Consider the following 23,415-nt stretch of genomic DNA (forward strand, 5'->3'; position numbering starts at 1 on the left):
GCTAGGCGATCAGAGGCATTCAGCACGCCCGGTGATCCGGTGGAGATCGGCCTTTGCTCCGCTCCTGGTGGCTTGGATGCGCGCCCATAGGTGACATGGCGACAGTCGTCCGGCATGGTGCCCGAAACGACGAAGGGCTGGCTCCGGAGAGAAGCTCTCCCGGGCCGACCCTTTTTGTACGTGCCCTTGGCAGGATTCGAACCGGCGACACTCGCTTTAGGGGTTTCCCTGGGCAAGGCTGTGACCTGCAGAGATGTCGGCTCTAGGATGCTGGCCTGGGAAAACACCCCTCCGTAGTTCTCATGTGTTCACGCGGTTTCCATGTCATGTGTTGTGCAAAACCCGTTCCGGCGGAGGGCCAGCGAGGCGGCATCGGCCCGCGGTGCAGGTGTGACACTGCCTGCCACTCGTACAGGAGCTGATACGCGTTGAACGCTTCCCGCGGCCCCCCGCTTCCGACTCCTAGTCGGGCTCAGGCGGGTTCGGGCTGGGGCCGGGTGGCCTGGACGGTCCAGCTGCCGGTACCCATCGAGGAGGTCCTGATCCGCCACAGCTCGTCGACGACCTCCTGCCCGGGTACCTGCGTATGGTTCTTCACCAAGTGGGCGAGAACCGACAGGAGGTGGTCCGGTTCTAGGAACCGGGCTCGCGAGCCCTGGGTCCCCACCACCCCGTGCACGCCCGGTCGACGGTCCCGGACGACGACCCGGGTGTCCTCCTGGGCCACCTCCAGCGCCATGTCGCTGGTGAGCTCCGACACCGGCACCCGCAGCGTGATCGGCTCCGTTCCCTCGGCACTCCACTCGGAGACCACGTACGAGCCCTTCTGTCGCGGTGAGGTGGTCGCCATGCCCAGACATTCAGCGAGCCAGCACAGCTCCTGAAGGTAGGGGACGGGCCCGTCGGCTTGCTCCAATTTCTCGGAGAGGTCGTCGAAGATCCTGCCCTCACCGCCAGGGATCACCACGCCGGCCCACTCCCGGGCGAGACGTTCACGGTGCTCGCGTTCCTGTGCCACCCGGTTGTCGATGAGGCGCCGGGCGCCCTCGCGCTCGTCGGCGGTGAGTCCGTCGCGCAGCTGCTCGGTGTCCACGAGTTCGGAGAGTGGGGACGGCTGCTCGTTCTCCGGCAGGCCTGCCAGCTTCGCCAAGCGCTCCCTGTGCAGCCCTGCGACACGCATCTTCGACACCTGGGCGAGCCACGTAGGCAGCCCTGACTCCACCTGCTGTGCGATCGCCTGCATACGGCCCGAGTGGTCGACGCCGTCCTCAGTGACGCTGATCTCCGCCGCGGCGCGGAGATACCCGGCCATCTGCTCGCAGAGCTGCTCGACGTCCGAATAGAACAGCGACAGCGAGGGCGGCTTCATGTGTCCCTTGTCCGGCGCTTCCTCCGACCTGATGGCGCCGGAGAACCGATGTTGCATTTCGGCAAACGGAATCCCCTTCATCCACTCGTACGCGACTAACGCGCGCAGCAAGGCGTTGATCTCGTCCAGTGACGCGGTCTCCTCGTCGCTCCACAGCAGGCTCCGCAGTTCCTCCGACGCCTCAGTGTTCTGCGTGTCCAGCAACCGGTCGGGCATCGCGACAGCCTCGGCAGCCACCCAGTCCCTGCAATCAGTCCGCTGCCCCTCCGACTCCGCGCAGTGCGCCATGGCCATGGTCTGCACGGCCCCCTTCAGGGAGGGCATATGCCGGCTGGTGCTCTGGCCGGGCAGGGCGACCCAGGCCGTCACCTGCCGGATGGACCGGGTCCGGCAGGCGTGCCAGAGCAGATCTATGGTTTCGGCACCGCCGCGCGCACGCTCGGCCAGCTTCTGCAGCTCGGGGGCGTCATCCAGCTCCAGACCGGAGCGTCCGACCGCCTGGCCGACGGGGGTCAACGTCAGGCTCTTGCCCGCTCCCGGCCGCCTGCTGAGGCTCTCTTCGTGGATCAGGCCACGGTTCCGCAGCTCCACGAGGACCTGCTCCGGCGTCGGGATCTGGGGTTGTGGCTGGGGCTCGTAGCTGATCAGCAGGTTCTCCAGGATCGTCCCGACCCGCTCCAGCCATTTTGTGCGGGGCAGCATCCGGTTGTCCTGGCACAGCACCTGGAGCACGAGTCCGCTGATCGCCACCTGGTCGCGGTACTGCGAACGGACCTTGAGTGAACGGGACCTGCTCTTCACGAACCGCTTGAAGACCCCCTCCACGCTGGAGAGTTCGTCGATGTCGGCGGCTGTCAGTCCGTCTACCAGTTGCAGTTCCCGGTCGGAGGGTACGAGGATGTAGAACTCCCCGTGGCCCGCTTCCGTCTTGCCACGGCGTCCCGCTCGACCACCCTTGTTGTCGAGGTCGGCAGGCAGCAGGATCTGCCGGATCCGGTCCGAACCGGCGCCGCTGAGGCCCGAGATACTCGTCGCGATGACCGTGTCGGCGGGCAGGTTGAGGCCGACGGCGAGGGTGTCCGTGGCCACGAGAACCCGCAACAGTCCGTCATCGGCGCGGAACTCGTCCTCCAGCATGCGGCGCATCGAAGGGGCGAGCGCGGCTGAGTGCGCTGCCACGCCGCTGCGCAAGCCCCGGATGACCAGCTCATGGCCCGGGATATCTGATTTGCGTAGCCGGGAGTAGAGGGAGTCGGCCTGGTCACGGGCCGCGGAGGACTCGTTGTTGTACCGGCCGTGCGTCCACGGCGAGCCGCCCGGCGGCTGACGCATCGCCTGGTCCAGGAGCTTGCGGATGCCCTCGGCCAACTGGTCCGCGTTCGTCCTGGTGGGGACGAAGACGATGATCCGGCGCTTGTTGTTCTGCTGGATGATGCTGAGCACCAGGGTTGCGGCGAGTTCCGCCGTGGACAGCCCCTGCAGTCCGTTGAATCCCTTGGAGAGTGCCTGCGCGTATTTCGTGCGCAGTTCAGGCAGCGAGTGGTCCTGCTGGAACTCATGATCCGGTTGCACCCTGCCGGGCATGCTGAGGAGGTGGGCATTGGGCTGGACCAGCCAGTTCCGTCGGCCGACGACATAGGTGTCGAGGGGGACCGGACGTTCGTTGCTGCTGGGCGTGAACGTCGTGCGGCCGGTACCCAGCCACCTTTCCAGCGTCTCTCCCGCCTCCGGGGTGAGCGCGGCGGACAGGCCCAGCAGGGCGGGTTGGTCCCCACCGATCCGCAGCTTGATCAGGGTCAGGAGCGCCTCCAGCTTGGCCGCCCGGTCACTGGTCTCGGCCAGCATCTGCAGTTCGTCGACGACTACCAGCTCGGTCTTGTCCAGCGGACTCAACCCGTTGACCAGGTAAACGCCGAGTTTCTCGTAGATGGCGACGGCGACGCTGTACCGGCCGCCTCCGACGGGGCGGTCACTCTCGGGATAGTCCCGGGAAACGCCGTACACGTTGAGCTTTTCCAGCGGTTTACGACTGTTTCGCCAGCTCTGCCACTCGGCTTCCTCCTGGGCCACCAGTGCCTTGGTCGGCAGCAGCATCATCGCCGAGTTGCCGCTGTTCAGGGCCATCGTCATACCCACGCGCGCAACGGTCGTCTTGCCGCTGTTGGTCACCGCGTACACGAGCGCGACGCCCCGGTCGTCGATGATCTTGCGGCAGACCTTGACGAGCTCCCGCTGAAACCCGTCGAGTTCCTCCCAGGGGCCGAGTTTCTCCTCCCACAGCTCCAGGAACGCCTTGCGCTGATCCGGATGGACGGACCCGGGCAGGAGGTCCGCGTACCCGGACACCCCGGGAAGGAGCGTGGCGCGCACCGGCGTGGCCTGCGTCGAAACGGCAACAACCGGGGCAACGGCCGGCAGGGTCGTCTTCGGTACGGGATGCGACAGTTGGGCGGGGATGACGACCGGATCAATCTCGACGGTCTCGGCGGGCGGGGTGTTCCGCGCGACGGATGCGTCGGCCTGGAGGCCGTGTTTGGCGGCCAGCTTCTTGAATTCCGGGTTGTGCGGGTAACGGCCCTTGGCGAGGACGGCGCAGACGATCTCCCGCCAGCCCCAGGCGACCTTGCCGCCCTGGGCCTCGGTCTTGACCGTGTCCCAGTAGTCGCGGTGGCTCGGCGCGTCGAACGGCACCTCGGCCAGGGGATATCCCAGGTCTTCCAGGAGCTTCCGTCGACGCTCATCGGTCGTGTACATGCGGGTCAGCCCCTGGACGAGCAGTGCCCAGTCCTCGTCGGAGATGTCCCAGGCGTCCGTCTCCCCTTCTCTGGCATCATGCGACTGCGGCGGGTCGGACGCGTTGGCAAGCGTCACAGCTTGCTCCTTTGCCTCAGATTGTGCGGGGCAGAACGATCAGGTCGGCGCGGAGAGAACGGCAGAGCCCGGCCCGGTTGACCACGTCCTGCGCCGCGATGTGCGCGACGGCACTCAGGTGCTCAGAGGTCAGCAGGGGGCCGGTACGGGAGGCCAGCTCCCGATAGAAGGCGGCAGCGAACAGCGTCGAACAGTCCGCGTCGAGGGCGCCGCGGTGGGCGATTACCACGTCCGCCACGCTGGTGAAGAGACGGGCGATCTCCTCGCCGTCGCAGGAGCGCAGCAGCAGCGCCCGCAGCCGGAGCTGGTGGTGCTCGGCCGCCAGCCGCAGGGTCTCCGCGAGGTCCGTCGCGGGCAGCGCGTGTGATTCGCCGTCGTGGTCCTCCAGCAGCAGCGCCTCCTGGCTGACGTGGCAGGCGAGATGCAGGATGTCGGGCAGTTCCCGGCGGATCTGCTCCAAGTCGCTGGGGGTCGCCGCAGGGCAGGCAATGACGTCCAGTCCGTCCCCGGCCTCCGACTGGATCTCGCGCAGTTCCGCGGCGGCCCGTACCGCACCGCGCCGTGCCGGTTCGGCGCCCAGCACCATGACTTTGAGTCGTCCGGCACCGGCACCGGGGGTTCGGACGGGCGGGCACGACTTTGGGGCCGAAGCGACGGCGCCACGGAAGACGGGGTGGTGCGGATAGCGTTCCCGCGCCCTGGCAAGGATCGAACGGCGGCCGTCGGCCATGACTCCAGTGGCCAGATTCAGCGAGACCTGTTCCCAGTACTCCGACAGCGTGCTCGGCGCGTAGGGGAGTGCGTCGGCCGGGTAGCCCGCGCCGCGCAGCAGTACCTCGGCCCTGGAAGGAGTGTTGTAGACCGTCGCCAGCGCCCGGATCTCCTCCGGGAGCAGCGGCGCTTCCGCCGCCTCCTCGCCGGTGGTCACAGGGTGGCCTCCAGCCGCAGAGGGTCGGGCAGCAGCCGGGTGAAGCGCCGCAGCAACGGAATCTTCACTCCAGCGCTGACAGTGAGCGCCACCTCGGTGACGGCTTCCGCCGCGGTGCGCACGACGAGGCTGAGCGGGTGGCAGCCAGACAGCTCGTGGGCACGGGTCCGGCGGAACTCCCAGGCGGGGATGCCGCTTTGGAGACCGAGTGCTTCGACGAGGGGCTGGTGGGCGGTGTACTCAAGGCTTCGCCCGATCTCCCCCAAAGAGGCATCGGCACCGAGCAGCGACAGTTGCGGCCCGAGCCTGCGGGTCTTGCTGATCTGCACCGGATCCGAGACGCGCATCGGGTCCATGGAGTGGGCGACGGGGGCCGGCTCGTCCGGCTTGGAGGTTATGGCTAGCGCGACGTGGGCGAACTCCAGCCGGGGCCGCTGCGGGGTGGGGACGAAGGTGAGGGCGAGTCGGACGAGGTAGTAGGCGTGACGGTCGGCCTCCGCCGCGGCGTAGCGGGCGAGTTCGGGATCTTTGGAGAGTTCGGCGGGAGTGAGACGTAAGGCGGTCGGCCTGCCCAACGTGATGCGCCCAGCGAGCGGTTGCTGCGATTCGTCGTCGGACTCACCGCGTAACGAGTTGGCGGGCGGAAGTACGAGTTCCTGTGTAGGCAGTTGGGGGTCGGGAAATTCGATCATCCATCACCTCACGGACCGGGCGAACTGGGCGCAGGAGTGGCCGGGGTTGAAGCGGTACGTCGCCTGCGAAAGCTGTGGATCCGAAGGCTAGCGACTGCGAAGTCCGAGGCCGAGTAGGAGCCCTTTCTGAGGAAGAATCCCCAGGTCAGAGCGGTAACGCGTTCTGCCCCCGGCAGGATTCGAACCTGCGACACCCGCTTTAAGGAGTTTCCTTTGGGCGAGGCTGTGACCTGCGGAAATGTCGGCCGTAGTGTGTCTGGCCTGGGAAAGTACCCCTCTGCGGTTCTCGTGTGTTCACGAGGTTTCCCGGCCTCATGTGTGCTGAATCCGTTCTGCCTGCACCCTCCGACGACACTGGCAGTTCGTTCGATCGCTGAGGTGGGTCGCTGGCCTCTTGCCTCGAAGGCAGCGCTGAAGCGCGGTCCCGGGCCTTCGTCTGCTCGTGCGCGTCGCAGAGGGAGGAAAGCGTCCCCTGTTGTCAGGTGGCGATACGGAGATCTTGCTGTCCCTTTCGGTAACTCCGGCCCCCGTCTGCGGCTCGGGGCGTGCTCACAGGGCGCGAGGGGTCGGCTGGACGAGTCCCGTCTGGTAGGCGATGACGACGAGTTGGGCGCGGTCGCGGGCGCCGAGCTTGGTGATGGCTCGCTGGATGTGTGTGCGGACGGTCAGCACGCTGAGGACGAGTGCCTCGGCGATCTCGGCGTTGGACTGGCCCTCGGCTGCCAGGGCCGTCACCTCCCGTTTGCGGGGCGTCAGGTCCTGCAGGCGTTCCGGTGGCGCGAGGAGGGTGTCTTGTGCCCCGGGTGTGGTGAGGAAGCGGGTGATGAGGGCGCGGGTGGCTCCGGGTGACAGGAGTGCCTCACCGGATGCGACGGTGCGGATGCCGGCCAGGAGGGTATCGGTGGTGACGTACTTGCCGAGGAAGCCGCTTGCGCCGGCGCGCAGCGCCTTGGCCACGTACTCGTCGGTCTCGAACATGGTGAGGATGAGGATGCGGGTGCCGGCCAGGTCGGGGTCGTCGCAGATGGTTGTGGTGGCGGCGAGGCCGTCGAAGCCGCCTTGGGGGCGGGGGTCGGCGCGCAGTTCGCCGCCGACGGAGTGGGCGCGTTCGCGCATGCCCATCAGGCCGTAGCCGCTGCCCGGGGCCGCCGGGACGGCGGCGTTGCCGTCGTTGGTGACGGTGATGAGCAGGCGGGAGCCGGATGTGGGCCGGGTGGTCGGGTGCGTGTTTGGTGGCGTTGGTGAGGGCTTCCTGAATGATCCGGTACGCCGTCAGGTCCACGCCCGGTGACAGGGAGCGGGGATCCCCTTCGGTGGTGACGGTGACGTCGATATTCTCTGCGTCGCGCCCCCGCGCGGTGACCGTATCGACCGTGGTAGTCGACAGGAATGTCGATGAAGCCTTCCGGTCCCGCGGACCGTTCGTCTTGGGTCGGGCAACTGCGCCACGTGATCAGTCGTTCGCCAGTCGGGCGCGGATGGCGGCGGAGCAGGGACATCGAGCTGTGGTCGCGTTCGCTGGGCTTTGCCGCGCTGGGGTTTCTCACGCTGGTGCCGCTGCTGATCATTGTCTCCTCCGCTGATCCCGAGCACGGGCGGGGGTTCGCGCAGTGGCTGGGGGAGGGGCTCGGCGTGTCGAGGGCATCCAGGCGGCAGGTCGCGCAGTTGTTCATCCGGCCCGGCCAGGCACTGCGGACCACGACCGCTTTCGGTATCGCCGCCCTTGCCGTGTTCGGTCTGACCTTCGGGGCGGCGGTGCAGACCGGCTACGAGAAGGTCTGGGACCTGCCCTCGGCCCGCTGGTGGGCCAGATGGCGGCATGTGGTGTGGCTCGGCATCCTCACCGGCTACCTCTTCGTCTCCGCCACCACCACGCTGCGCCGCGAACCCCTGGCCGGTGGGGCCGTGGCCTCGCTGAGCGCCGTGCTGTTCCTGTGGTGGTCCCAGCGCCTGCTGCTCGGCGGGAGGATCCGCTGGCGTGCCCTGTTGCCCGGTGCCGTGGCCACCGTGATCGGGTTGCTCGGCCTGAGGGTCTTCTCCCGACTCGTCTTCTCGCCGTTGATCGGATCCAACGCCGTCACCTACGGCCCCGTCGGAACCGTCCTGGTCATCCAGTCCTGGCTGGTCGGTGTGGGTGTCGTCGTCTTCGGCGGTGCGCTGGTCGGCCGCCTGCTGTACGAGGAACTCCCACGCATGGCGCACGCTCTGAAACGGCGTATGTGAGATGCGGCCCTGCAACCGGTCATTCGCCTGGGCCGCGAGTTCGTCATCGCTGCCCAGGTCTGGGTGATCAACGCCTGAAAAGCGTCCTTGGCCTTGTCGCCGGCCTGCTTCAGGCTTCCGGACACCTGATCGGTCCTGCCTTCGCGCTGCAGTCGCCAATTGCGGGTGGTCCGGCCGATGCGTTCGGTCGCGCGGGAGCCCATCCAGCGGACACGCAGACCATACAGACGGTCGTGTCCGCGGGGATGGGCGTAGATGGGCGGGGATGCGCGTGGATGGACTACCTGCGGCGGCGGCTGTACCGGCGTCTGCCACCGCTGCGTCCGCGCACGGCGAAGCTGACGATCCAGAGGACCGCCAGGATCACCAGAACGAGAAGAATCCATTGGATCATTGCCGGGCCTCCAGATCGCGGGGATTTCCTTGATTCCGCGGGGTCCGGGCGAAGCGGGAAGGTGCAATGCTGCGGCCGAATAATCCGGAGTGGCACTGCCCTACGCCGTGCTGCCAGTCAACGCCCGGCAACCTCCCTTGTCAATGCAGAGTCGACATCGGGGAGTTGTGGGAGCCGGGCTGGAGCCGCCGGGGTGAACGGAGCCTCGGCGGGGGCTTCGGCCGGCTCGGTCGTCGGCGTCGGCAGGATGTGATCCTCCCACCAGGACAGGGCCATCACGGTGGCGAGCAGGACGAAGGGGGTCGAAGCGGGAACGATCAGCGCGTACATGTGTACCGCCTGGTGTGGGATGCGTGCGACGCGACGGGCACCAGATCGGTGCCCGCTCGGGCCGCATTGGGGCGCATTGGGGCGCGACCGGGATCGCGTGACGATGAGCGCATACGGGAACGGCCTCGCTCGTGACGCGGCGGGTTCCGGCACCGATGCGCAGGGTGCGCCCCCTGGGGAGCGCGCTGGCGGTGCGACGCTGCCGGGGGCAGGGGCGGCACGTCGCACGCTAGCCCTCGCAGCAGTTCCCCGACAGGTGTCAAGCAGCCATCTGTGCCGGGCGGGACGCGCTCACGTCACACGGTATCCACAACCTCTGGACAGGGCTATGCTGTGGGTGAGGCCCCAGTCCCCGGTATCGACGCCGTATCCAGCTCCCGGGGAGGCCCTCCGTGCTCGTCCTGCTCCTCATCCTCATCGCGGTCCTGTTCGGCTTCGGTTTCCTCGATCGCATCTGGTGGGTGGCCGCGGCGGTCCTCGTCTACGCCGTCACCCACCACGGCCGCGATCGCGGCGGAGGCCGGAGCCGTAGCGGCAGTTCCGATCTCGGGGACTACCGCGATTACCACGAGCGCCGGAATCGTCAGGAACGCTGGGACCGTCGCTACAGCCGTCAGAACCGGTCGCGTTGGCGGCGCGAGGACCGTCGGGACCGCGAACACCGCAGGTGACCCCTGGAGGCGGTCCATGCCGACACCACCACCGATGAGCCGGCCATGGCAAACGGCAACTGGCGCGCCGCTGACCACCTACGGACGGGATGACTGCCCTGTGAGGTACGGGCCATGGACCAGGTGACCACACCCGGTGAAGGACAGCGGTTGTTGAGAGCTGTGTCTTCGGCGGCGGACGCGGCGTTGCAGACCGAGGTCGTCGAACTACGCGTCACAAATGAGCAGTTGAAGCAGGCGCTGGCCAGTCATGCGGTGATCGACCAGGCGCGCGGCATGGTGATGGCACTGGCGCCATGTTCCAGCGACAGGGCCTGGGATCTGCTGGTGGACGTGTCGCAGCACTGCAACATCAAACTCCGGGACGTGGCTGCGGCTCTGGTCGCCACGACGAAGGACCGGTCGCTCCCAGAACCGATACGGCGTGAGCTGCGCCGAGCACTGAGGCGGCCCCATGCGGCGGACCGGAGGTGACAGCGTGCGCGCGCAGCGGACGACACCGGGAGCTGTGAACTCAACTCTCCGGCGCCTTCGCCCAGGACGGCCATCGAAAGCTCCGTTGTGCGGCCCGCCTCGTGGATCTGGCTCGCGACGGATCCCACGGTGAGCGACGCCACCGATGAGGGAGACACATGTCCATACCGTACGCACGCACTCAGAGCCCACGAAGCGCGTACCCCCTACGACGACGCCCCGGACACCGATGCCGCGTTCCGTCGTATCGCCGCCCTGCCGGACGGCCCGGAGAGAACCGCGCTGCGGCAGGAGGTGGTGTGCGCCTGGGCGCCGCTGGCCATGCGGCTCGCCCGGCGCTTCCGTCATCGCGGCGAGTCCATCGAAGACCTCGAGCAGGTCGCCCAACTCGGGCTGATCAAGGCGGTAACACGCTTCGACCCGAACTTGGGCAACGCCTTCCCGAGCTTTGCCGTACCGACGATCCTGGGCGAAGTGAAACGGCACTTCCGTGACCACCTCTGGGGTGCGCACGTACCGCGACGCGTAAGGAGTTGTGCCGCCAGGTCCGCTCCGCCGGCCACGACTGCGCCGTGCTCCACGGCTGCGAATCCTCCGTCCACGAGATCGCCGCGTACACCGGCCTCACCGAGGGGGAGGTGCGGCTGGGTGAGGGGGCGCTGGGGAGCTTCACCTCCCTGTCCCTGGACGCCGTACCCGGTCGTACTGAGCACAGCCACCCACTGATCGACACTCTCGGGGGCACGGAGCCCGGCTTCGACCTGATCGTCAACCGTGAGGCGCTCCGCCCGCTGCTGCGGGCACTGCCCGAACGCGAACGGCTCATCCTCTACATGCGGTTCTTCTGCGAGATGACGCAGAGCCGCATCGGCCTGCAGCTCGGTCTTTCGCAGACGCACGTCTCCCGGCTGATCATCCGCACCTGTGCGCCTGCGCGACCAGGTGATGGCCGAGGCCCGCGACAGCAGAAGGACAGTGTGACGTGGTCAGGACCCCAGGTCGGTGAGGGGTTCGGAGCTGTCGATGAGGGCGCGGGCCACATCGGCCAGGCGCCGGTTGTGGGCGCGGGCGTAACCGCGCAGCGCGGTGAACGCCTGCTCCATGTCGATGCCCTGGCGTTCGGCGAGTTTCCCCTTGGCCTGTTCGATCAGAACCCGGCTGTTCAGCGCCGTCTGCAGTTGTTCGTTGAGCACCGTGCTGCGCTCAGCGGTGCGTTGTTGCAGCAGGCTGATGGTGGCGACGTCGGCCAACCCCTGGGCGACGGGTGTGGCGGCCGGGTCGAAGGGGCCGGGGGCGGTGCGGAAGAGGTTCAGGGCGCCGACGATCTCGTCCCGCAACCGCATGGGCAGGGCCTGGACCGCCCCGAACCCGCTGCGCTGGGCCGCCGCCGCGAAGCGCGGCCAGCGGGCGGTCGCCGTGCCGAGGTCGGGGACGATCACGGGTACGCCGGTGCGGAAGCACTCGAGGCAGGGGCCTTCGTCGTTCTGGAGCTGGAAGAGCTCCAGCAGGCGCACCCGTTCGTCGGAGGCGGCCATGACGCGGAGTTTGCCGTCCCGGTCGGCGAGCAGCACCCCGGCGGCGCTCGCATCGAGCATGTCGACACAGCGGTCGGTCAGCAGGCGCAGGAAATCGATGAGGTCGAAGTCGGCGACCAGATTGTCGGCCAGCTCGACGAAGGTCTTGGCCAGAAGCTGTTGATCCATCGTGGGCACCCTCGATTGAGACCAGTCCCTGCCCGAAGGGGCGGGAAGTACGGCACGTTCCTCGGCCCGGACCGAACGTCAGGTTTCCTCCTCGTCCTGATCCGGCTCCGCGTCCGGGGAGAAACGAAGCCGTCGGGCCACCACGTCGGCCGCCACGTCCGCGAGCCGGCGGCCCTGCGCATAGGCGTGGGCACGGAGCCGGACGAAGGCTTCTTCGATGCCGACTCCGAGCTGAACCGTGAGCATCCCGCTGGCCTGGTCGATCTCCGCTCGGTATGCGCCCAGGTCCTCGAAGCAGCCGTCCGGCATCGGCCCGCCGGTCGGTGCGCCCGTCTCGTCGATCCTTGTGTCGAGCAGGAGGAGCGTCGCGAGATCGGCGAACGCCAGTGCGTCGGCCAGTTCCTCCGTGTCCAGTACGGTCGGAATACTGGCGTACAGGTCCAGAACCCCCGGGCTGATCGCCCCCTTCTGCAGAGGGAGCGAGAACACCGCGCGGGCTCCGGCTTCCAGGGCCGCATCGGCGAACACGGCCCAGTGGTCCTGAAGTCCGGTGGTGAGCAGATCGGGTGTCAGGACGGCCGAGCCGCGTGCAAAGGCGTCCACGCAGGGCCCCTCGCCCAGCGTGAGCTGGAGTTCTTCCAGTTGCTCGCTGATGTCGTCGGTGCTGCACAGCGGATGGCTCGCCGCGGTCCGGGACATCGCCGACAGCCCGGCCCCGCCGACCGGCAGCGCGGCCACGGCCGCGGTGCACACGTCGACCACGCTCACCCGGGCACCTCGTCGGACCGCCTGCTCAGCCACCAGCATCCGAATGCGGGCCGACCGCCTGTCAGGCCCCACCGGGGCCACCGCCTCCAGACGTCGTGACAAGGCCCTCCAGCCTCGCCGTGGTGCGTTCCCCGAGGGGAAGTACCAGCGCACGGAACGTGGTGGCGCCCGCCGGCCTGCGAAGCTCTCCGATGTCCAGCCACCTCAAGGAGCGAAGCGCGGCGAGTGCCTGGCGATCGGCCCGGTCCATCAGGGTGACGCCGAGCGTTGCCTGATGGTCGGTCAGCAGCCGCTCCTGCACACGACGGGCGACTTCCCGGTCCTGCGGGTGCGGCCGGAGCAGGATGTCGGCGAACGCGAAGACGTTGCCGGACACGGCGAGTTGCTCGATGCTGCGCGGCAACGCTCCGTCGAAGCCGAGCCACCAGGAGCCGTCGCCGCCGACCGGGAATCCGAAGGCGCACCCCCTCAGGCTGTCCGTCTCGGCGATCACCATGGCGAATCCCGGTCGGCGCAGAACCACCAGATCCTCACGCAGGCCCTCCACCAGCCAACGGTTCAGCCGACGCAACCGCGCCGGAGCCATGGCTGAGGGCTCGCCGGCCCCCGGCTTGTGTGACTGTCCCAGCCCGGGTTCGGCTGTCATCGCGGATACGCGCACCAACGGTGCGCGGGCTCGAGGCCGGTCTCACCGGCCAGGGTGATCAGTGCTCGCCTGCCCCGGTCGTGCCGGTAGATGTTCAGCTGCGGAAGAGTCATGAAGCCTCGGTTCATGGGGCCCGGCCACTCCTCGCACAGTCGATGGCCCGGTGACGGAAACCGTCTGGTCACCTGGGGTGAGTGGTACGGATGCGGCGGCGCGGTGAGAAGCGGCCGCGGCCCCCGTCGCGGTGGTCCCGCCGCTCTCCGGTGGTCGGCGACTCGGACCGGTCCGGTCCCACCGGGGGCTGCGGTGTGCCGTGGCCGCGGCGGCCGGGCCGGGGGGCGCTGTACCGGTGCACGGCGATTCTGTCGGCGTGCTGGATGTTGAGCCGGTGGATCACGTATGCCGCCGCTGCGATGAGAACCACGAAGGCGGTGACTGTCAGGAAGGTGTTCATGGCGGGCTCCTCACACACCGATGATCAGGCGGCTGGCCCGACCGGGCGGACCGGTTTGTTCCGGAATGGCCGCGGACACCGCGAAGGCGTCGCCCTCGTACTCCCCCGCCTCGTCCGGGTCCCGTGGTTCGTCGGTCGCGGAGACGCCGTGCCGGGCCTCGTCCGCGGCGATGAGCGCGCTCGCTGTCAGTGGCGGGCCGGCGTAGTCGGACGCGGCAGCCATCAGACGGGCCGCCGACTCCGCGCCCGTCTCGGGCGGGATGATCAGCAGGTCCCAGCGTCCGGTGCCGTAGGAGAGCAGCAGCAGCTTGTGCGGGTCGATTTCCGGGGTGAACCAGCCGACCTTGACGATGTGGCCGTCCACGGGAACCTTGCGGGGGATGACCGGCCAGTGCTCCGGGTTGACGGTGATGCGGGTGATGCGGCCCCACAAGGGGTCCAACACGGCGGTGAGTGCCGGCAGTTCGCTCAGCAGATCCCGGGAGCGGGGCCACCAGGCGCCGTCCAGGAGCCCGCGGGACGTGCCCTCGGTCATCAGGGTGAGACGCGCGGCCGGGGCTGCGACGGGCTCGGGGTGCGGCATGGTGGGGTGCAAGGTCGCCGACATGATGCGGACCCGTCTCCGGGCCGCCTCTACGGCGGCCCGGGTTTCATCTTTCGCCGAGGACGACCCGGCGTCGAAGCCGGTGTGCGAAATGCCCTCGGTAATGTCCAGATTACTCCGTGCTCCGCCGCAGCGCGGAGTAGTGGCTGCTTAGATGTGGAGCAGTCGCTGGATGATCTCCCGGTACTGCCTCATCGCGAGCCGGAGTTCCTCGGACTGCGTTCCCGGGTCCCGGTCCTGCCAGTCGGCGCGCAGGGAACGCCCCCGTTCCGCGAGGGCGTTCACGAGCTGGGCGGTGGCTTCGTCGTAGGCGCTCTCGGCCTCTTCCAGCGCCTCGCGCGGGGTGTCGGCGAAGGTGTTGAGTGCGTGCCGAAGGCGCAGGAGGATCTTGTCCCTTTCGGCCGCCGGGAGCAGTGGCTCCGGGCCTGGAGTGCGGCGCTCGGCGGGGCCCTGAGTCTGGCCCGCGGACTGCTGGGCGCGTGTCTGGTCGTACATCATCGAGGGCTGCTTCCGTCCCGCCTGAAGGCGTCCTTGGACTTCTCGACGGCCTGTTTCAGGCTTCCTGAGGCCCGGTCGATCCTCCCCCGGCGCTGCAGTCGCCTGTTGCGGGTGACCCGGCCGAGCTCTTCCGTGATCCTGCCCTTCATCGTCTGCGCCTGGTTCCTGATGGCCCGTGAAACGGTCATGGCCTGCCTCGCTGTTGTCCTGTGCTTCGGGAGTTTTCCTAGTGTGGGGCCGCGAACTGCGGAAACGCCGGACGCTCCTGAACCGCTGTGTGCCGTCCGTGACCGCATGACTGCCGCCGATGGCTGCGGCACGTCTCTAGGCAGGGACGCGGGCATGCCGGAGTGGAGCTCCGGCCTGGTGGAGACTTGCGAGGGCCAGCCGGTACGAGGTGATCAGCCCGGTCTCCACATAGTCCAGACCCAGTTCCTGGCAGTGGCGCCGCACGATGGTTCGGGCCCTGGGCAGGTTGGGGCTAGGCATGCTGGGGAACAGGTGGTGTTCGATCTGATGGTTCAGCCCGCCCAGTGCGATGTCGGTGAACCTGCCGCCGCGCACGTTGCGTGAGGTGAGCACTTGGCGGCGGAGGAAGTCCGGGCGGTCTTCGCCGGTCAGGATCGGCATGCCTTTGTGGTTGGGCGCGAAGAGGGAGCCGAGGTAGACGCCGAACAGGCACTGGTGGACCGCGAGGAAGGCGATCGCCATGCCGGGCGGCAGCAGCCAGAGCAGGACGGTCAGGTACGCCGCGAAGTGCGCGAACAGCAGGGTGCCGTCGAGCGTTCGGTGCTTGAGTGAGCGATTGGCCAGCGCCTTCACGCTCGACACGTGCAGGTTGAAGCCCTCCAGCGTGAGGAGCGGGAAGAACAGGAAGGCTTGCCAGCGGCCGATCAGGCGGGGGAGACCCGTGGCGGCCCGGGCCTGGTCCTGGGACCAGACCAGCAGGTCGGGGTCGAGGTCGGGGTCGAGTTCCTCGTGGTTGGGGTTGGCGTGGTGGCGGGTGTGCTTGTCCTGCCACCATCCGTAGCCCATCCCGATACCGGCACCGGCGATCCGTCCGGACACCTCGCTGGCCCGGCGTCGCCGGAACACCTGGCGGTGGGCTGCGTCATGGGCGATCAGGGCGACCTGGCCGAAGACGACGGCCAGGAACCCGGCGACGGTCAGCGTCCACCAACTGTCGCCGACGAGCGCGACGGCGGCCCACCCACTGACGTAGAGCCCGGCCACCACGGTGATCCGCAGTGCGTAATAGCCGGGACGGCGTCCCAGCAGGCCGGCATCAGCAATCTTTCTCGACAATCGGGCGAAGTCACTGCCGGACGTCTCCGAGGGCGGGGGGCGGACCGTGGTGTTTGTGGTCATGTCGCTGAAGCTCTCTCCGAAGGAGGCAGATGGTCAGGCGCCGCCTCGGGAGTTGCTGAGACCGGGGCCACGGCAGGAATGCGCTTCCGCCGCCCCGGATGCACATCGCGCGACTGCGGAGCAAGGACGACGTCTGCTTCGTCTGTCGGCGGCAGCGCAGGCCCTCTGTCTGCGGCAGCGCAGGCCCTCTGTCTGCGGGTTCCCTGCCAGGCAGGTCTCACACCGTGGCAGGGAAGGGCTGGCGGAGCGGTCCGCGCACTTTCAGGGAGGAACCGGGGACGGCCGGTGAAGGGAGGCCGGCTGATCACTGAGGGGCACTCATCACGGTGACCGGCGAGGTCCGTGGTCAGGCCGCTGTTTCCGTGATGAGGACGGCGACGGTGGCCGGACCCGGGGTGTCAGTGGTGGCTGCCTCGGCTACCGCCTCCCGGACGGCGCGGGCGACTTTCAGTGGATGGTGTCCGGGGCCGACCGCGAGGTGAACCTCGATGTGTCGGCCGGGTGGATCATCATGGTCCTCCACCCTGACGGGGCGGCTGCCCAGCACGGTGGTGAGGCGGGCGACGCCCGGCACATCCGCTGCGACGTCCGCCAGCTCTCTGACGAGTCCCCGCATGGACCCTGTTCCGGTCACCGGGGGCGAGCTCCGCGGGGCCGCAGCTTCCGGCGTGGGCCTCATGGCCGTCGCTGCGGTCCGAGAAGTCACGCCTGCCTCCGGGACCTCACGGAGATCCGTTACGCGCATGTCAGCCGTCATCGTGGCCAGCCCGAGGCGTTCAGTAGCCGTGCCCAGCAGTGTGCTCCTCAATACGTCGGCGGTCTCCGGCAGCGGCCGCGCGAGGGATGCGGTGAAGGCGGCCTCGATGGTGAGCGGGCCAGGTGGTAGCGCGCTGGCCGGCGGACGGACGGCCGGCTCGGACACGGGTTGGAGCGGCGCCGACCCGATGCGCAGGGACTCCAGCCGGACACCGGGGACCTCGGCGGCAGTACGCCCGAGGGCCTGGACGGCCGCTTGCTCGGTGATCCACGTCCCGTCGTGGGGCCCGCCGAGCGGGAGCAGCCGGCTCAGGTCAAGCTGGCGTCGTCCTGCCTGCGTCCACGCCTCGGTCACTGGCCTCTCACCCTTCTTCTCCACGGCCGCGGTTCTCTTCTCGCGGCGCCCTGCCCGGAGGGTCCGCGAGAGCTCGGGGAAGGGACCTCAGGTCACTCGTCGGACCGCTCCGCCTCACGCTCCATATCCGGTCAAAAGGTACTAAAAAGACTATAATCCGAGTAATGAGTGCTCGGTGGCCTCGCGAGGGAGGAATATCGCGATGACTGAAAACACCGGCGTCAGGCTCAGCGCTGCGCCCGGTTCTCGCGGCCGGACCACTGTCGCCGATGTGGTGGTGGAGAAGATCGCCGGAATGGCGGCACGGGACGTACGAGGCGTCTACGCCCTGGGCAGCGGATTCGCCCGCTCGATGGGATCCATGCGAGAGCGGATGCCCGGCGGCGGCAGTGGCAAGTCCGCCACGCGCGGGGTCAGTGTCGAGGTTGGAGAGCTGCAGGCGGCCATCGATCTGGAGATCGTCGTCGAGTACGGCGTCTCGATCACGGACGTGGCCGCGGCGGTGAGGGAGAACGTGATCGCCGCGGTGGAGCGGATGGCGGGTCGGGAAGTCGTGGAAGTCAACCTCATGGTCAGCGACGTGAAGTTGCCGGATGACGAGGAGGGCGAAGGGGAGGAGCGGCGGCGAATTCAGTAGCCGGGGCGGCAGCCCGCTTGAGTGAAGGAGCGCGTGATGAGCAGGGCCGTGGTGGGCTTGATGGCCGGAATGGCGCTGGGTTTCGCCGCGTATTTCGGTGACTTCTGGGCTTTCCTGCTGGTGCTGGGGCTGGGCCTCGTCGGTCTCGTCATCGGACGGTTCATGGAGGGTGATCTCGAACCGGGCGACTTCGTGCGCCGCCGGGACCGGCAGGATCGGATCCGCGACGACCGGCGACAGGCTCGGGGAGACTGGCGGCGGTGAGCGGGGAAGTCGATGAGCGTCCGGGCGTCCCCCGCGGGGAGCGAGGGGCGACCGCCGTGACCGACCGGGTCGTCGCGAAGATCGCGGCCCGGGTGGCGCGTGAGGCGCTGAGCCGGTTCGCCGAGTCGGTCGGCCACGTACCACCCGGCCGCCGAACGCCACACGTGAGCACATCCGTACGGCGTGCACCGGAACGGACCAACGCAGGACGGGACGCCGAGGCCGCCGGACGGCCAGCGGTGCTCGGCGAGGCACGGCTGCACATCACCGTCGAACTCGGCTATCCGTCCGACATCGGGGCGCAGTGCGCCGCGGTGCGCCGGGAGGTTACCGAACGGATCAGGGCATGGGCCGGCATGGAGGTGTCCGACCTCGCGGTATCGGTCGAGCAACTGCACTCGGCGCATACGCGGCACACGGACCGGGAGAGGGTGAGATGAGCGTGAACACCTCACGGCAGCCGGCCGGTGCCAGTGACCTCTCCTCCGATCCGGGACAGGCGGCTCCGTCCGCCGACGGCACCCCGGGGGCGGCCGAGGGCGCTAGGAAGGTGATCGACGGATCAGGCCGGTCGGCGCACCGTTTCTGGTCGTCGCGGCGGATTCCCGCGGCCTTGGCAGCCCTGCTGTCCGCCGCGGCCGTCGGATTTCTCCTGTATGACGTGGTCGCGGTGCGGGCAGGCCGGAATGCGATGCGCTGGCGGCGGCGGCTCGCCGAGGAACTGGCCACTCGGCCCCTGGACGACGTCTGGATGATCGTCGGGGCCGCGGTGGCGATGGCCCTCGGCCTGTGGCTCTTCCTGCTGGCGGTGACGCCGGGACTGCGCCGGCTGCTGCCCATGCGGCGGCCCACCGGTATCCCTGGGACAGAGGACGTCCGAGCCGGGCTCGACCGCCGTGCGGCCGCCCTGGTTCTGCGCGACCGGGCCATGCACGTGCCCGGTGTCCAGTCGGCACAGGTCGATGTCGGCCGCCGGAAGGTCAAAGCCCGGGCACGGGCACATTTCCGCGATCTTGAGGAGGTCCGCGCGGACCTGGACGCCGAGCTGGGCGAAGCCGTGACGTCCTTGGGCCTGGCCCGGCAACCCACACTGGCCGTGCGCGTCCGGCGCCCCAAGAAGGGCTGAGGTGATCCGATGCTCAAAACGGCGAACCGGGTGCTGCTCGGACTGCTCGGCCTCGGACTGTTCGCCCTGGGCGGCGGCGTGCTGCTGGGCGCACTGGACCTGCAGCGCCACTGGGATTTCGACGTGCCGGGCTGGTGGCCCTTCCGTGGGCCGGACGATGTGGTGCTGGGCACCGAGGGACGCACCCGGTGGCGGGAAGAAGGCTGGTGGTGGCCGACCGTCATCGCGGTGCTCGCCGTGCTGCTGGCCCTGCTGCTGTGGTGGCTCCTCGCGCAACGTAGACACCGCCTGGACCGTGTACTCGTCGACAGCGAAGACGGCGCGGCAGCCCGACTCAACAGCCGCACACTGGAGAACGTCATCGAGGCAGAGGCGCAAGCCCTGGACGGGGTATCGCGGGCTCATGTCCGGCTGACGGGCCGACGTGCCGCTCCGACCGCACGCGTGCGGCTGCTGTTGGAGCCTCACGCCGATCCAGCGCGGGCTCTTGGGCAACTGAGCCGCGAAACACTCGCACACGCACGGGACTCGGCCGGCCTGGACCGCCTCCCCTCGAAGGGCCGACTCCGGGAAGCCCGCCACCGCGCCAAACGCGCCACCTAGGACCCTCTGGGCTAAGCCTCATGGGGGTACCGGCCGCGAGGCGCCCAGGATTCATGGAACCCGAGCGTTTTGGCACGCGGAGGATCAAACGAACAGCACGCTGCCCGGCGCACTCGCTTCGCTGACGGCGTGCGCGAAGACACCGGCCTTGGTTGTCGGCATCACCCTGAGAACCCTGGGGTCGGTGGGGCACGCCGTCGGCGGAGGCCGCCAGCACCCTGGTGGCGGCCTGGTGCGCCGGGGCCGTCGCGTATCACCCCGCGGCCGACGCGACATCGAGCACAGGCACAGCGTGTCCTGCCGTAGCCGAGAGAACACGCAGATCTCGCACGGTTCCTTCCAGGAGGCATCCCGTCATGGTCCTCTTCCTGATCCTGCTCATCGCCGGAATCGCTCTGGTGGCCATCGGCGTGGCCGTCGACGGCATGCCCTACCTGATGTCCATCGGCGTACTGCTTCTCATCGTCGATCTGCTCTACCTGGCGGCCCGCTCCATCTGGCGCTCCACCCGGCGCCCGGCCCGCTGACCGGCTCCCCGCCGATCACGTCATGGCCGGCACGTCGCCCCCAAACGCCAGTCACCACAAGGGGCTTGGTTCGACGGGCACATGGGCACGTCGGCCGGTGAGCGGACCAGGGCGAGGGTACTGGTCTTGATCGAAGGGGCAGACGGTGGCCATGGCCGGTTGGTCGGTAGTGGTGTTCGCGTAGACCGCTTCCAGAGTGCCGATCCTGCGCCCCCTTCGGGTCCACGACGTCGTGGGTCGCGCCACTACCGGACATCGGCGGAACGGATCACGCCCTGCCCCCGGCGGCCACGTCCGTCGTGCTCCAACGACCCCGGCGTATACACACCGGGGTCGCCCTTCCGGGCCGGTCGCACGTGAGAGTGTGCCGACCCGCTTTCATGCTATGCCTGGTGCACATTTCAGGCATCCGGTGTCTCGCGGTTCTCGTCTCCATTCGGTTCCGCGCGGTCCGGGAAGGGCTTTCGCCCTGCGTCAGCCGCGTTCTCCTCCCCGCTTTCCGTGAGCCGGATCCCCTGGTGTGTCAGCGTGACCATCGCGGGTGTGTTTCCCTGCTCCCAGTCGACCGTGACGAGTCCCTCGCCTGCCAGATAAGCGCAGGCGGCGGGGAGATCCTGTTGGGGGATCTGGAGTTCGCTGCGCAACTGCGTCCCGCTGATGCCAAGGAGCCGATTACCCTCCGTGGCCTCGTACAGGGCTTTCAGGATCGCCTCACGGTAGTTCTTCCGCTCGCTCAGTGTTGCCGTGGGGACACCGCTCAGATTTCGTCCGTCTGCGTACGGCCGTCCCCTGAGGACTGACTGGTGACCGGCCAGGTGCGGCCAGGCTCTGCTGCGCGGGCGGTGTCCACCGTGAGGTGGAGGCGGGTTCCGTCGGCCACCGTGCCGACGGGGTAGCTGCGCTGCTCGGTCGAGGCGAAGCTGCGACGGAGAACCTCCGCGACCTGGCGGGCGGCCTCGGGGGACGAGGCGGCGAGGCGCACGTCGACGTTCCCGGCAGAGGGCAGTTCCGGTGACTCCGCGAGGTGACGCCGTCCCGGCCTGCCCACTGCTTCCGCCGGGGAACGGGCCGCATCATCCGTGGCACCGCTCGGCTCGAGGTCGTCGGCGGTCGGCGATGAAACAGTGGGCGATGTGGAAGGCTTTGCCGCTCGTCGGTTCTTCGCCCGCAGGCGGTCGATTCCTGGCAGCGCATCGCTGTATCGGTAGGCTGCGATCCTTGCGTCGTGCTGCGCGTTGAGCTGATGGATCAGGACGATTCCCATGGTGATCACGGCGATGATCAGTGCCGCGGTGACGACGGTCTCCACGTCCTCACCTCCCTCGGGCCGCGGGCACGGGGCCGGCCGTGTTCAGCGCTGGCTGTACGTCTGTTTGCGCCTACTGGCGCCGCCCCATCAGGCCGTGCAGCACCCAGCAGTGGTTGCGCAACGCAGTCGTGCCGGGGGCGCCCAACTGCCCATCGCCGACGCACACCAAAGTGTTCAGTCCGGGCCCTGCGGCCGTGCAGGCTGGTGGCCCTGCCGTGACGCCGGTCAGGCCCCCAGACCGGCGAGGGGTTCGGAGTCGTCGATGAATGCGCGGGCCACGTCGGCCAGGCGCCGGTTGTGGCGCGGGCGTAGCCGCGCAGCGCTGTGAACGCCTGCTCCATGTCGATGCCCTGGCGTTCGGCGAGTTTCCCCTTCGCCTGTTCGATCAGTACCCGGCTGTTCAACGCCGCCTGCAGCTGTTCGTTGAGCACCGTACCGCGGTGGACGGGCACTCCCCGCTCGTCGAGCACGAAGAGCCGGCCGCCGACGAGATGGGTGGTCGTCTTCCAGCCGAGACGACGCCCCGCCTCACGAGCGGCGCGCCGGACGTCCTTGAGCTCGCCCATCTCCGCAAGATCGTCGCTGCCCAGGATCAGCTGGCCGTAGTAACCCTGGTACTCGGGCCTGAGTACGTCCCGCATCATCGACTCAAGTCGGTCGATCAACTTCTCGTACCGGCGTCGAGCCAGCTCATCCTTGACGGGCATCCTGCACAGCTCCCCACCGTCCGCACCCACGGCATGTGTGCCATATATGTGCTGCAGGCACAGAGGCCCTCCCGTCCGATGGACGGAAGGGCCTCTGACCAGGTGCTTCTCTGTGCCCCCGGCAGGATTCGAACCTGCGACACCCGCTTTAGGAGTTCGATCCCTCTGTGGAGCGGCCTGCTTGAACGGGGTTCGGCGGTCGCTCGTCGATCCGGCTGAGGCTGCTTCGGTGTGCCATCGTTCGTCGCCGTTGATGTCAGCTGGTGATGTCAAAGCGACGGGCTATGCGCTGATGGGCAACGCTCGTGCCTGCTGGCGGGCTTGGGCCCGCGGCTCCTTGAGGCGGTCATGGAACGCGTTGTGGCGGTTCTGGTCGAGGTTCAGCGGCAGGTCGAGTTGAGATATGAGCTCCGATTCCAGGGCCCACGGCTCGGCATGCTCGATCCAGCACACTCGGGCGTTCTCGGCCATCCATTGGGTGAGGGTGGCTTCCCCGACCTTGCCGAAGGTCAGGCGCTTCCCGCTGCCTACACGGCGCAGCTCGAGCCCGAGCAAGCAGCCGAGGGTAAGCCGCAGTGTTGACCCTGCCGCGTTACCTCGGTAGTGGTACCGCACTCGCTTCCGCAGGTTCTGCGTGCTGGTCCGGTTCGCCATGTACCGCGGGGCTATGCCCACGTACAGCAGGCGGCCGGCGTCCAGCTCCTGGTGCGGCGCCTGCTCGAAGTGCCACCCGTAGACCCCTGCCACCGCTGGAACTGGGCTCGGGCGGCTCAAGACCTCCTGCGCCGACCACCGTCGAACGGGAGTGGTGAGAGCGGTAGCTTCCACGAAGCCTCCAGATGAGCCACGGGCGTTCACAATGCAGGCGCACTAGCTCCTAGGCTTCCTTAGCTATGCCGCGACGCCAACTCGTTGTCGGTCTCTCGGCCAACCGCTCACCTGCAACGAGTTCTAGTGCTCGTTCAACGCGTTCATCGTCCAGCCCGACCACGGCACGACCCGCCGGCTCACTGAGCTTCTTCAGCGTTGCCGCTCCAGGGTGAGGACGGCTTTGGCGATTGACGTCATGCGGTTCGGACTGCAGCGGGCTCTGCGGAAGATCCGCCAGGACTTCAGGCGGGCGACGCCTCGTTCGACC

The 23,415-nt window shown here is 68.5% G+C and carries 28 protein-coding genes and 2 pseudogenes; 10 read left to right on the plus strand and 20 right to left on the minus strand.

All coding sequences use genetic code 11. The features are described 5' to 3' along the window. Nucleotides 1-472 precede the first annotated feature (472 nt). From C1J00_RS04150 to C1J00_RS04165, 4 genes are all read right to left on the minus strand, one after another. Nucleotides 473-4,240 (minus strand): DEAD/DEAH box helicase, encoded by a 3,768-nt coding sequence (locus tag C1J00_RS04150; RefSeq protein ID WP_102907662.1) that lies wholly within the window; start codon nt 4,238-4,240, stop codon nt 473-475. Between the two features lie 16 nt (nt 4,241-4,256). After that, nucleotides 4,257-5,168 carry an effector-associated domain EAD1-containing protein gene (locus C1J00_RS04155; protein ID WP_102907663.1) on the minus strand — a complete coding sequence of 304 codons (912 nt, stop codon included), beginning with the start codon at nt 5,166-5,168 and terminating at the stop codon, nt 4,257-4,259. Further along, nucleotides 5,165-5,860 carry a hypothetical protein gene (locus C1J00_RS04160; RefSeq protein ID WP_102907664.1) on the minus strand — a complete coding sequence of 232 codons (696 nt, stop codon included), beginning with the start codon at nt 5,858-5,860 and terminating at the stop codon, nt 5,165-5,167. The genes C1J00_RS04155 and C1J00_RS04160 overlap by 4 nt, the downstream gene beginning before the upstream one ends. 549 nt (nt 5,861-6,409) lie before the next feature. Beyond that, nucleotides 6,410-6,976 (minus strand): LuxR C-terminal-related transcriptional regulator, encoded by a 567-nt coding sequence (locus tag C1J00_RS04165; RefSeq protein WP_245936190.1) that lies wholly within the window; start codon nt 6,974-6,976, stop codon nt 6,410-6,412. A gap of 273 nt (nt 6,977-7,249) precedes the next feature. Between C1J00_RS04165 and C1J00_RS04170 the strand changes: the two genes are divergently transcribed. Next, on the plus strand, nt 7,250-8,083 hold the full coding sequence (locus C1J00_RS04170) for a YhjD/YihY/BrkB family envelope integrity protein (RefSeq protein ID WP_102907665.1): 834 nt from the start codon (nt 7,250-7,252) through the stop codon (nt 8,081-8,083). A 511-nt stretch (nt 8,084-8,594) separates the two neighbouring features. Here C1J00_RS04170 and C1J00_RS04180 read toward each other — a convergent pair. Then, nucleotides 8,595-8,807 (minus strand): hypothetical protein, encoded by a 213-nt coding sequence (locus C1J00_RS04180; protein WP_102907666.1) that lies wholly within the window; start codon nt 8,805-8,807, stop codon nt 8,595-8,597. Nucleotides 8,808-9,199: 392 nt separating this feature from the next. On the opposite strand from C1J00_RS04180, the gene C1J00_RS04185 reads away from it, so the two are divergent. The 3 genes and pseudogenes from C1J00_RS04185 (at nt 9,200) to C1J00_RS04195 (ending at nt 10,933) form a co-directional block, all read left to right on the plus strand. Next, nucleotides 9,200-9,478 (plus strand): hypothetical protein, encoded by a 279-nt coding sequence (locus C1J00_RS04185; RefSeq protein ID WP_102907667.1) that lies wholly within the window; start codon nt 9,200-9,202, stop codon nt 9,476-9,478. A 114-nt stretch (nt 9,479-9,592) separates the two neighbouring features. Continuing rightward, a complete protein-coding gene (locus tag C1J00_RS04190) occupies nt 9,593-9,952 on the plus strand; it encodes an ANTAR domain-containing protein (protein WP_102907668.1) in 360 nt (119 codons plus the stop codon). A 246-nt stretch (nt 9,953-10,198) separates the two neighbouring features. Next, nucleotides 10,199-10,933, plus strand: a pseudogene (locus tag C1J00_RS04195) (sigma-70 family RNA polymerase sigma factor). Nucleotides 10,934-10,938: 5 nt separating this feature from the next. Here C1J00_RS04195 and C1J00_RS04200 read toward each other — a convergent pair. The 10 genes from C1J00_RS04200 to C1J00_RS04245 form a co-directional block, all read right to left on the minus strand. Then, nucleotides 10,939-11,655, minus strand: a complete 717-nt coding sequence (locus C1J00_RS04200) for a GAF and ANTAR domain-containing protein (protein WP_102907669.1) — start codon at nt 11,653-11,655, stop codon at nt 10,939-10,941. Between the two features lie 78 nt (nt 11,656-11,733). Beyond that, the gene (locus C1J00_RS04205; protein ID WP_245936191.1) at nt 11,734-12,423 is read right to left on the minus strand and encodes an ANTAR domain-containing protein; all 690 of its coding nucleotides are present in this window, start codon (nt 12,421-12,423) and stop codon (nt 11,734-11,736) included. Between the two features lie 61 nt (nt 12,424-12,484). Then, complete coding sequence (locus tag C1J00_RS04210; RefSeq protein ID WP_245936192.1) at nt 12,485-12,970, minus strand: hypothetical protein; 486 nt, start codon at nt 12,968-12,970, stop codon at nt 12,485-12,487. A 95-nt stretch (nt 12,971-13,065) separates the two neighbouring features. After that, nucleotides 13,066-13,197: a hypothetical protein gene (locus C1J00_RS47590; RefSeq protein WP_281262743.1), complete on the minus strand. Its 132-nt coding sequence runs from the start codon at nt 13,195-13,197 to the stop codon at nt 13,066-13,068. 53 nt (nt 13,198-13,250) lie between these two features. Beyond that, nucleotides 13,251-13,523 (minus strand): hypothetical protein, encoded by a 273-nt coding sequence (locus tag C1J00_RS04220; RefSeq protein WP_102907671.1) that lies wholly within the window; start codon nt 13,521-13,523, stop codon nt 13,251-13,253. A 10-nt stretch (nt 13,524-13,533) separates the two neighbouring features. Next, on the minus strand, nt 13,534-14,238 hold the full coding sequence (locus C1J00_RS04225) for a DUF5994 family protein (protein ID WP_102907672.1): 705 nt from the start codon (nt 14,236-14,238) through the stop codon (nt 13,534-13,536). A gap of 39 nt (nt 14,239-14,277) precedes the next feature. Beyond that, a complete protein-coding gene (locus C1J00_RS04230) occupies nt 14,278-14,625 on the minus strand; it encodes a hypothetical protein (protein WP_102907673.1) in 348 nt (115 codons plus the stop codon). Next, the gene (locus C1J00_RS04235) at nt 14,622-14,813 is read right to left on the minus strand and encodes a CsbD family protein (RefSeq protein WP_102907674.1); all 192 of its coding nucleotides are present in this window, start codon (nt 14,811-14,813) and stop codon (nt 14,622-14,624) included. Before C1J00_RS04235 ends, C1J00_RS04230 begins: the two co-directional genes overlap by 4 nt. 136 nt (nt 14,814-14,949) lie before the next feature. Beyond that, nucleotides 14,950-15,993 (minus strand): fatty acid desaturase family protein, encoded by a 1,044-nt coding sequence (locus C1J00_RS04240; RefSeq protein WP_102907675.1) that lies wholly within the window; start codon nt 15,991-15,993, stop codon nt 14,950-14,952. Between the two features lie 346 nt (nt 15,994-16,339). Then, on the minus strand, nt 16,340-17,104 hold the full coding sequence (locus C1J00_RS04245) for a hypothetical protein (RefSeq protein WP_102907676.1): 765 nt from the start codon (nt 17,102-17,104) through the stop codon (nt 16,340-16,342). 202 nt (nt 17,105-17,306) lie between these two features. Here C1J00_RS04245 and C1J00_RS04250 point away from each other — a divergent pair, with 202 nt between their 5' ends. The 6 genes from C1J00_RS04250 (at nt 17,307) to C1J00_RS45025 (ending at nt 20,261) form a co-directional block, all read left to right on the plus strand. Next, on the plus strand, nt 17,307-17,741 hold the full coding sequence (locus C1J00_RS04250) for an Asp23/Gls24 family envelope stress response protein (RefSeq protein ID WP_102907677.1): 435 nt from the start codon (nt 17,307-17,309) through the stop codon (nt 17,739-17,741). 36 nt (nt 17,742-17,777) lie between these two features. Further along, a complete protein-coding gene (locus C1J00_RS04255; protein ID WP_020115651.1) occupies nt 17,778-18,005 on the plus strand; it encodes a hypothetical protein in 228 nt (75 codons plus the stop codon). Further along, nucleotides 18,002-18,445: a hypothetical protein gene (locus C1J00_RS04260; RefSeq protein WP_102907678.1), complete on the plus strand. Its 444-nt coding sequence runs from the start codon at nt 18,002-18,004 to the stop codon at nt 18,443-18,445. The genes C1J00_RS04255 and C1J00_RS04260 overlap by 4 nt, the downstream gene beginning before the upstream one ends. Further along, the gene (locus C1J00_RS04265) at nt 18,442-19,131 is read left to right on the plus strand and encodes a DUF6286 domain-containing protein (protein ID WP_102907679.1); all 690 of its coding nucleotides are present in this window, start codon (nt 18,442-18,444) and stop codon (nt 19,129-19,131) included. The genes C1J00_RS04260 and C1J00_RS04265 overlap by 4 nt, the downstream gene beginning before the upstream one ends. A gap of 9 nt (nt 19,132-19,140) precedes the next feature. Further along, nucleotides 19,141-19,734, plus strand: coding sequence for an alkaline shock response membrane anchor protein AmaP (amaP, locus tag C1J00_RS04270; protein WP_102907680.1), 594 nt, complete (start codon nt 19,141-19,143; stop codon nt 19,732-19,734). A 356-nt stretch (nt 19,735-20,090) separates the two neighbouring features. Then, nucleotides 20,091-20,261 carry a hypothetical protein gene (locus C1J00_RS45025; protein ID WP_180989400.1) on the plus strand — a complete coding sequence of 57 codons (171 nt, stop codon included), beginning with the start codon at nt 20,091-20,093 and terminating at the stop codon, nt 20,259-20,261. A 401-nt stretch (nt 20,262-20,662) separates the two neighbouring features. Here C1J00_RS45025 and C1J00_RS46390 read toward each other — a convergent pair whose 3' ends face one another. The 5 genes and pseudogenes from C1J00_RS46390 to C1J00_RS04310 all read right to left on the minus strand — a co-directional run. Beyond that, nucleotides 20,663-21,022, minus strand: a complete 360-nt coding sequence (locus C1J00_RS46390) for a hypothetical protein (protein WP_245936194.1) — start codon at nt 21,020-21,022, stop codon at nt 20,663-20,665. Continuing rightward, nucleotides 21,019-21,570 carry a hypothetical protein gene (locus tag C1J00_RS48160; protein WP_439333379.1) on the minus strand — a complete coding sequence of 184 codons (552 nt, stop codon included), beginning with the start codon at nt 21,568-21,570 and terminating at the stop codon, nt 21,019-21,021. Before C1J00_RS48160 ends, C1J00_RS46390 begins: the two co-directional genes overlap by 4 nt. Then, on the minus strand, nt 21,543-22,277 hold the full coding sequence (locus tag C1J00_RS47835; RefSeq protein ID WP_342751654.1) for an ANTAR domain-containing protein: 735 nt from the start codon (nt 22,275-22,277) through the stop codon (nt 21,543-21,545). Before C1J00_RS47835 ends, C1J00_RS48160 begins: the two co-directional genes overlap by 28 nt. A gap of 282 nt (nt 22,278-22,559) precedes the next feature. Further along, nucleotides 22,560-23,024, minus strand: a complete 465-nt coding sequence (locus C1J00_RS04305) for a GIY-YIG nuclease family protein (protein ID WP_245936193.1) — start codon at nt 23,022-23,024, stop codon at nt 22,560-22,562. A 273-nt stretch (nt 23,025-23,297) separates the two neighbouring features. Then, nucleotides 23,298-23,415 (minus strand): annotated as a pseudogene (locus tag C1J00_RS04310) (IS5/IS1182 family transposase); the annotation flags it as partial.

Origin of the sequence: Streptomyces cahuitamycinicus, from assembly GCF_002891435.1 — a bacterium.
Lineage (GTDB): Bacteria > Actinomycetota > Actinomycetes > Streptomycetales > Streptomycetaceae > Streptomyces > Streptomyces cahuitamycinicus.

Coding starts and splice junctions, on each gene's coding strand:
- C1J00_RS04160 (WP_102907664.1), bottom strand. CDS start 5,860: ATGATCGAATTTCCCGACCCCCAACTGCCTACACAGGAACTCGTACTT.
- C1J00_RS04165 (WP_245936190.1), bottom strand. CDS start 6,976: ATGCGCGAACGCGCCCACTCCGTCGGCGGCGAACTGCGCGCCGACCCC.
- C1J00_RS04170 (WP_102907665.1), top strand. CDS start 7,250: ATGTCGATGAAGCCTTCCGGTCCCGCGGACCGTTCGTCTTGGGTCGGG.
- C1J00_RS04180 (WP_102907666.1), bottom strand. CDS start 8,807: ATGTACGCGCTGATCGTTCCCGCTTCGACCCCCTTCGTCCTGCTCGCC.
- C1J00_RS04190 (WP_102907668.1), top strand. CDS start 9,593: ATGGACCAGGTGACCACACCCGGTGAAGGACAGCGGTTGTTGAGAGCT.
- C1J00_RS04200 (WP_102907669.1), bottom strand. CDS start 11,655: ATGGATCAACAGCTTCTGGCCAAGACCTTCGTCGAGCTGGCCGACAAT.
- C1J00_RS47590 (WP_281262743.1), bottom strand. CDS start 13,197: ATGAACCGAGGCTTCATGACTCTTCCGCAGCTGAACATCTACCGGCAC.
- C1J00_RS04220 (WP_102907671.1), bottom strand. CDS start 13,523: ATGAACACCTTCCTGACAGTCACCGCCTTCGTGGTTCTCATCGCAGCG.
- C1J00_RS04230 (WP_102907673.1), bottom strand. CDS start 14,625: ATGATGTACGACCAGACACGCGCCCAGCAGTCCGCGGGCCAGACTCAG.
- C1J00_RS04235 (WP_102907674.1), bottom strand. CDS start 14,813: ATGACCGTTTCACGGGCCATCAGGAACCAGGCGCAGACGATGAAGGGC.
- C1J00_RS04240 (WP_102907675.1), bottom strand. CDS start 15,993: ATGACCACAAACACCACGGTCCGCCCCCCGCCCTCGGAGACGTCCGGC.
- C1J00_RS04250 (WP_102907677.1), top strand. CDS start 17,307: ATGACTGAAAACACCGGCGTCAGGCTCAGCGCTGCGCCCGGTTCTCGC.
- C1J00_RS04255 (WP_020115651.1), top strand. CDS start 17,778: ATGAGCAGGGCCGTGGTGGGCTTGATGGCCGGAATGGCGCTGGGTTTC.
- C1J00_RS04265 (WP_102907679.1), top strand. CDS start 18,442: ATGAGCGTGAACACCTCACGGCAGCCGGCCGGTGCCAGTGACCTCTCC.
- amaP (WP_102907680.1), top strand. CDS start 19,141: ATGCTCAAAACGGCGAACCGGGTGCTGCTCGGACTGCTCGGCCTCGGA.
- C1J00_RS45025 (WP_180989400.1), top strand. CDS start 20,091: ATGGTCCTCTTCCTGATCCTGCTCATCGCCGGAATCGCTCTGGTGGCC.
- C1J00_RS47835 (WP_342751654.1), bottom strand. CDS start 22,277: ATGCCCGTCAAGGATGAGCTGGCTCGACGCCGGTACGAGAAGTTGATC.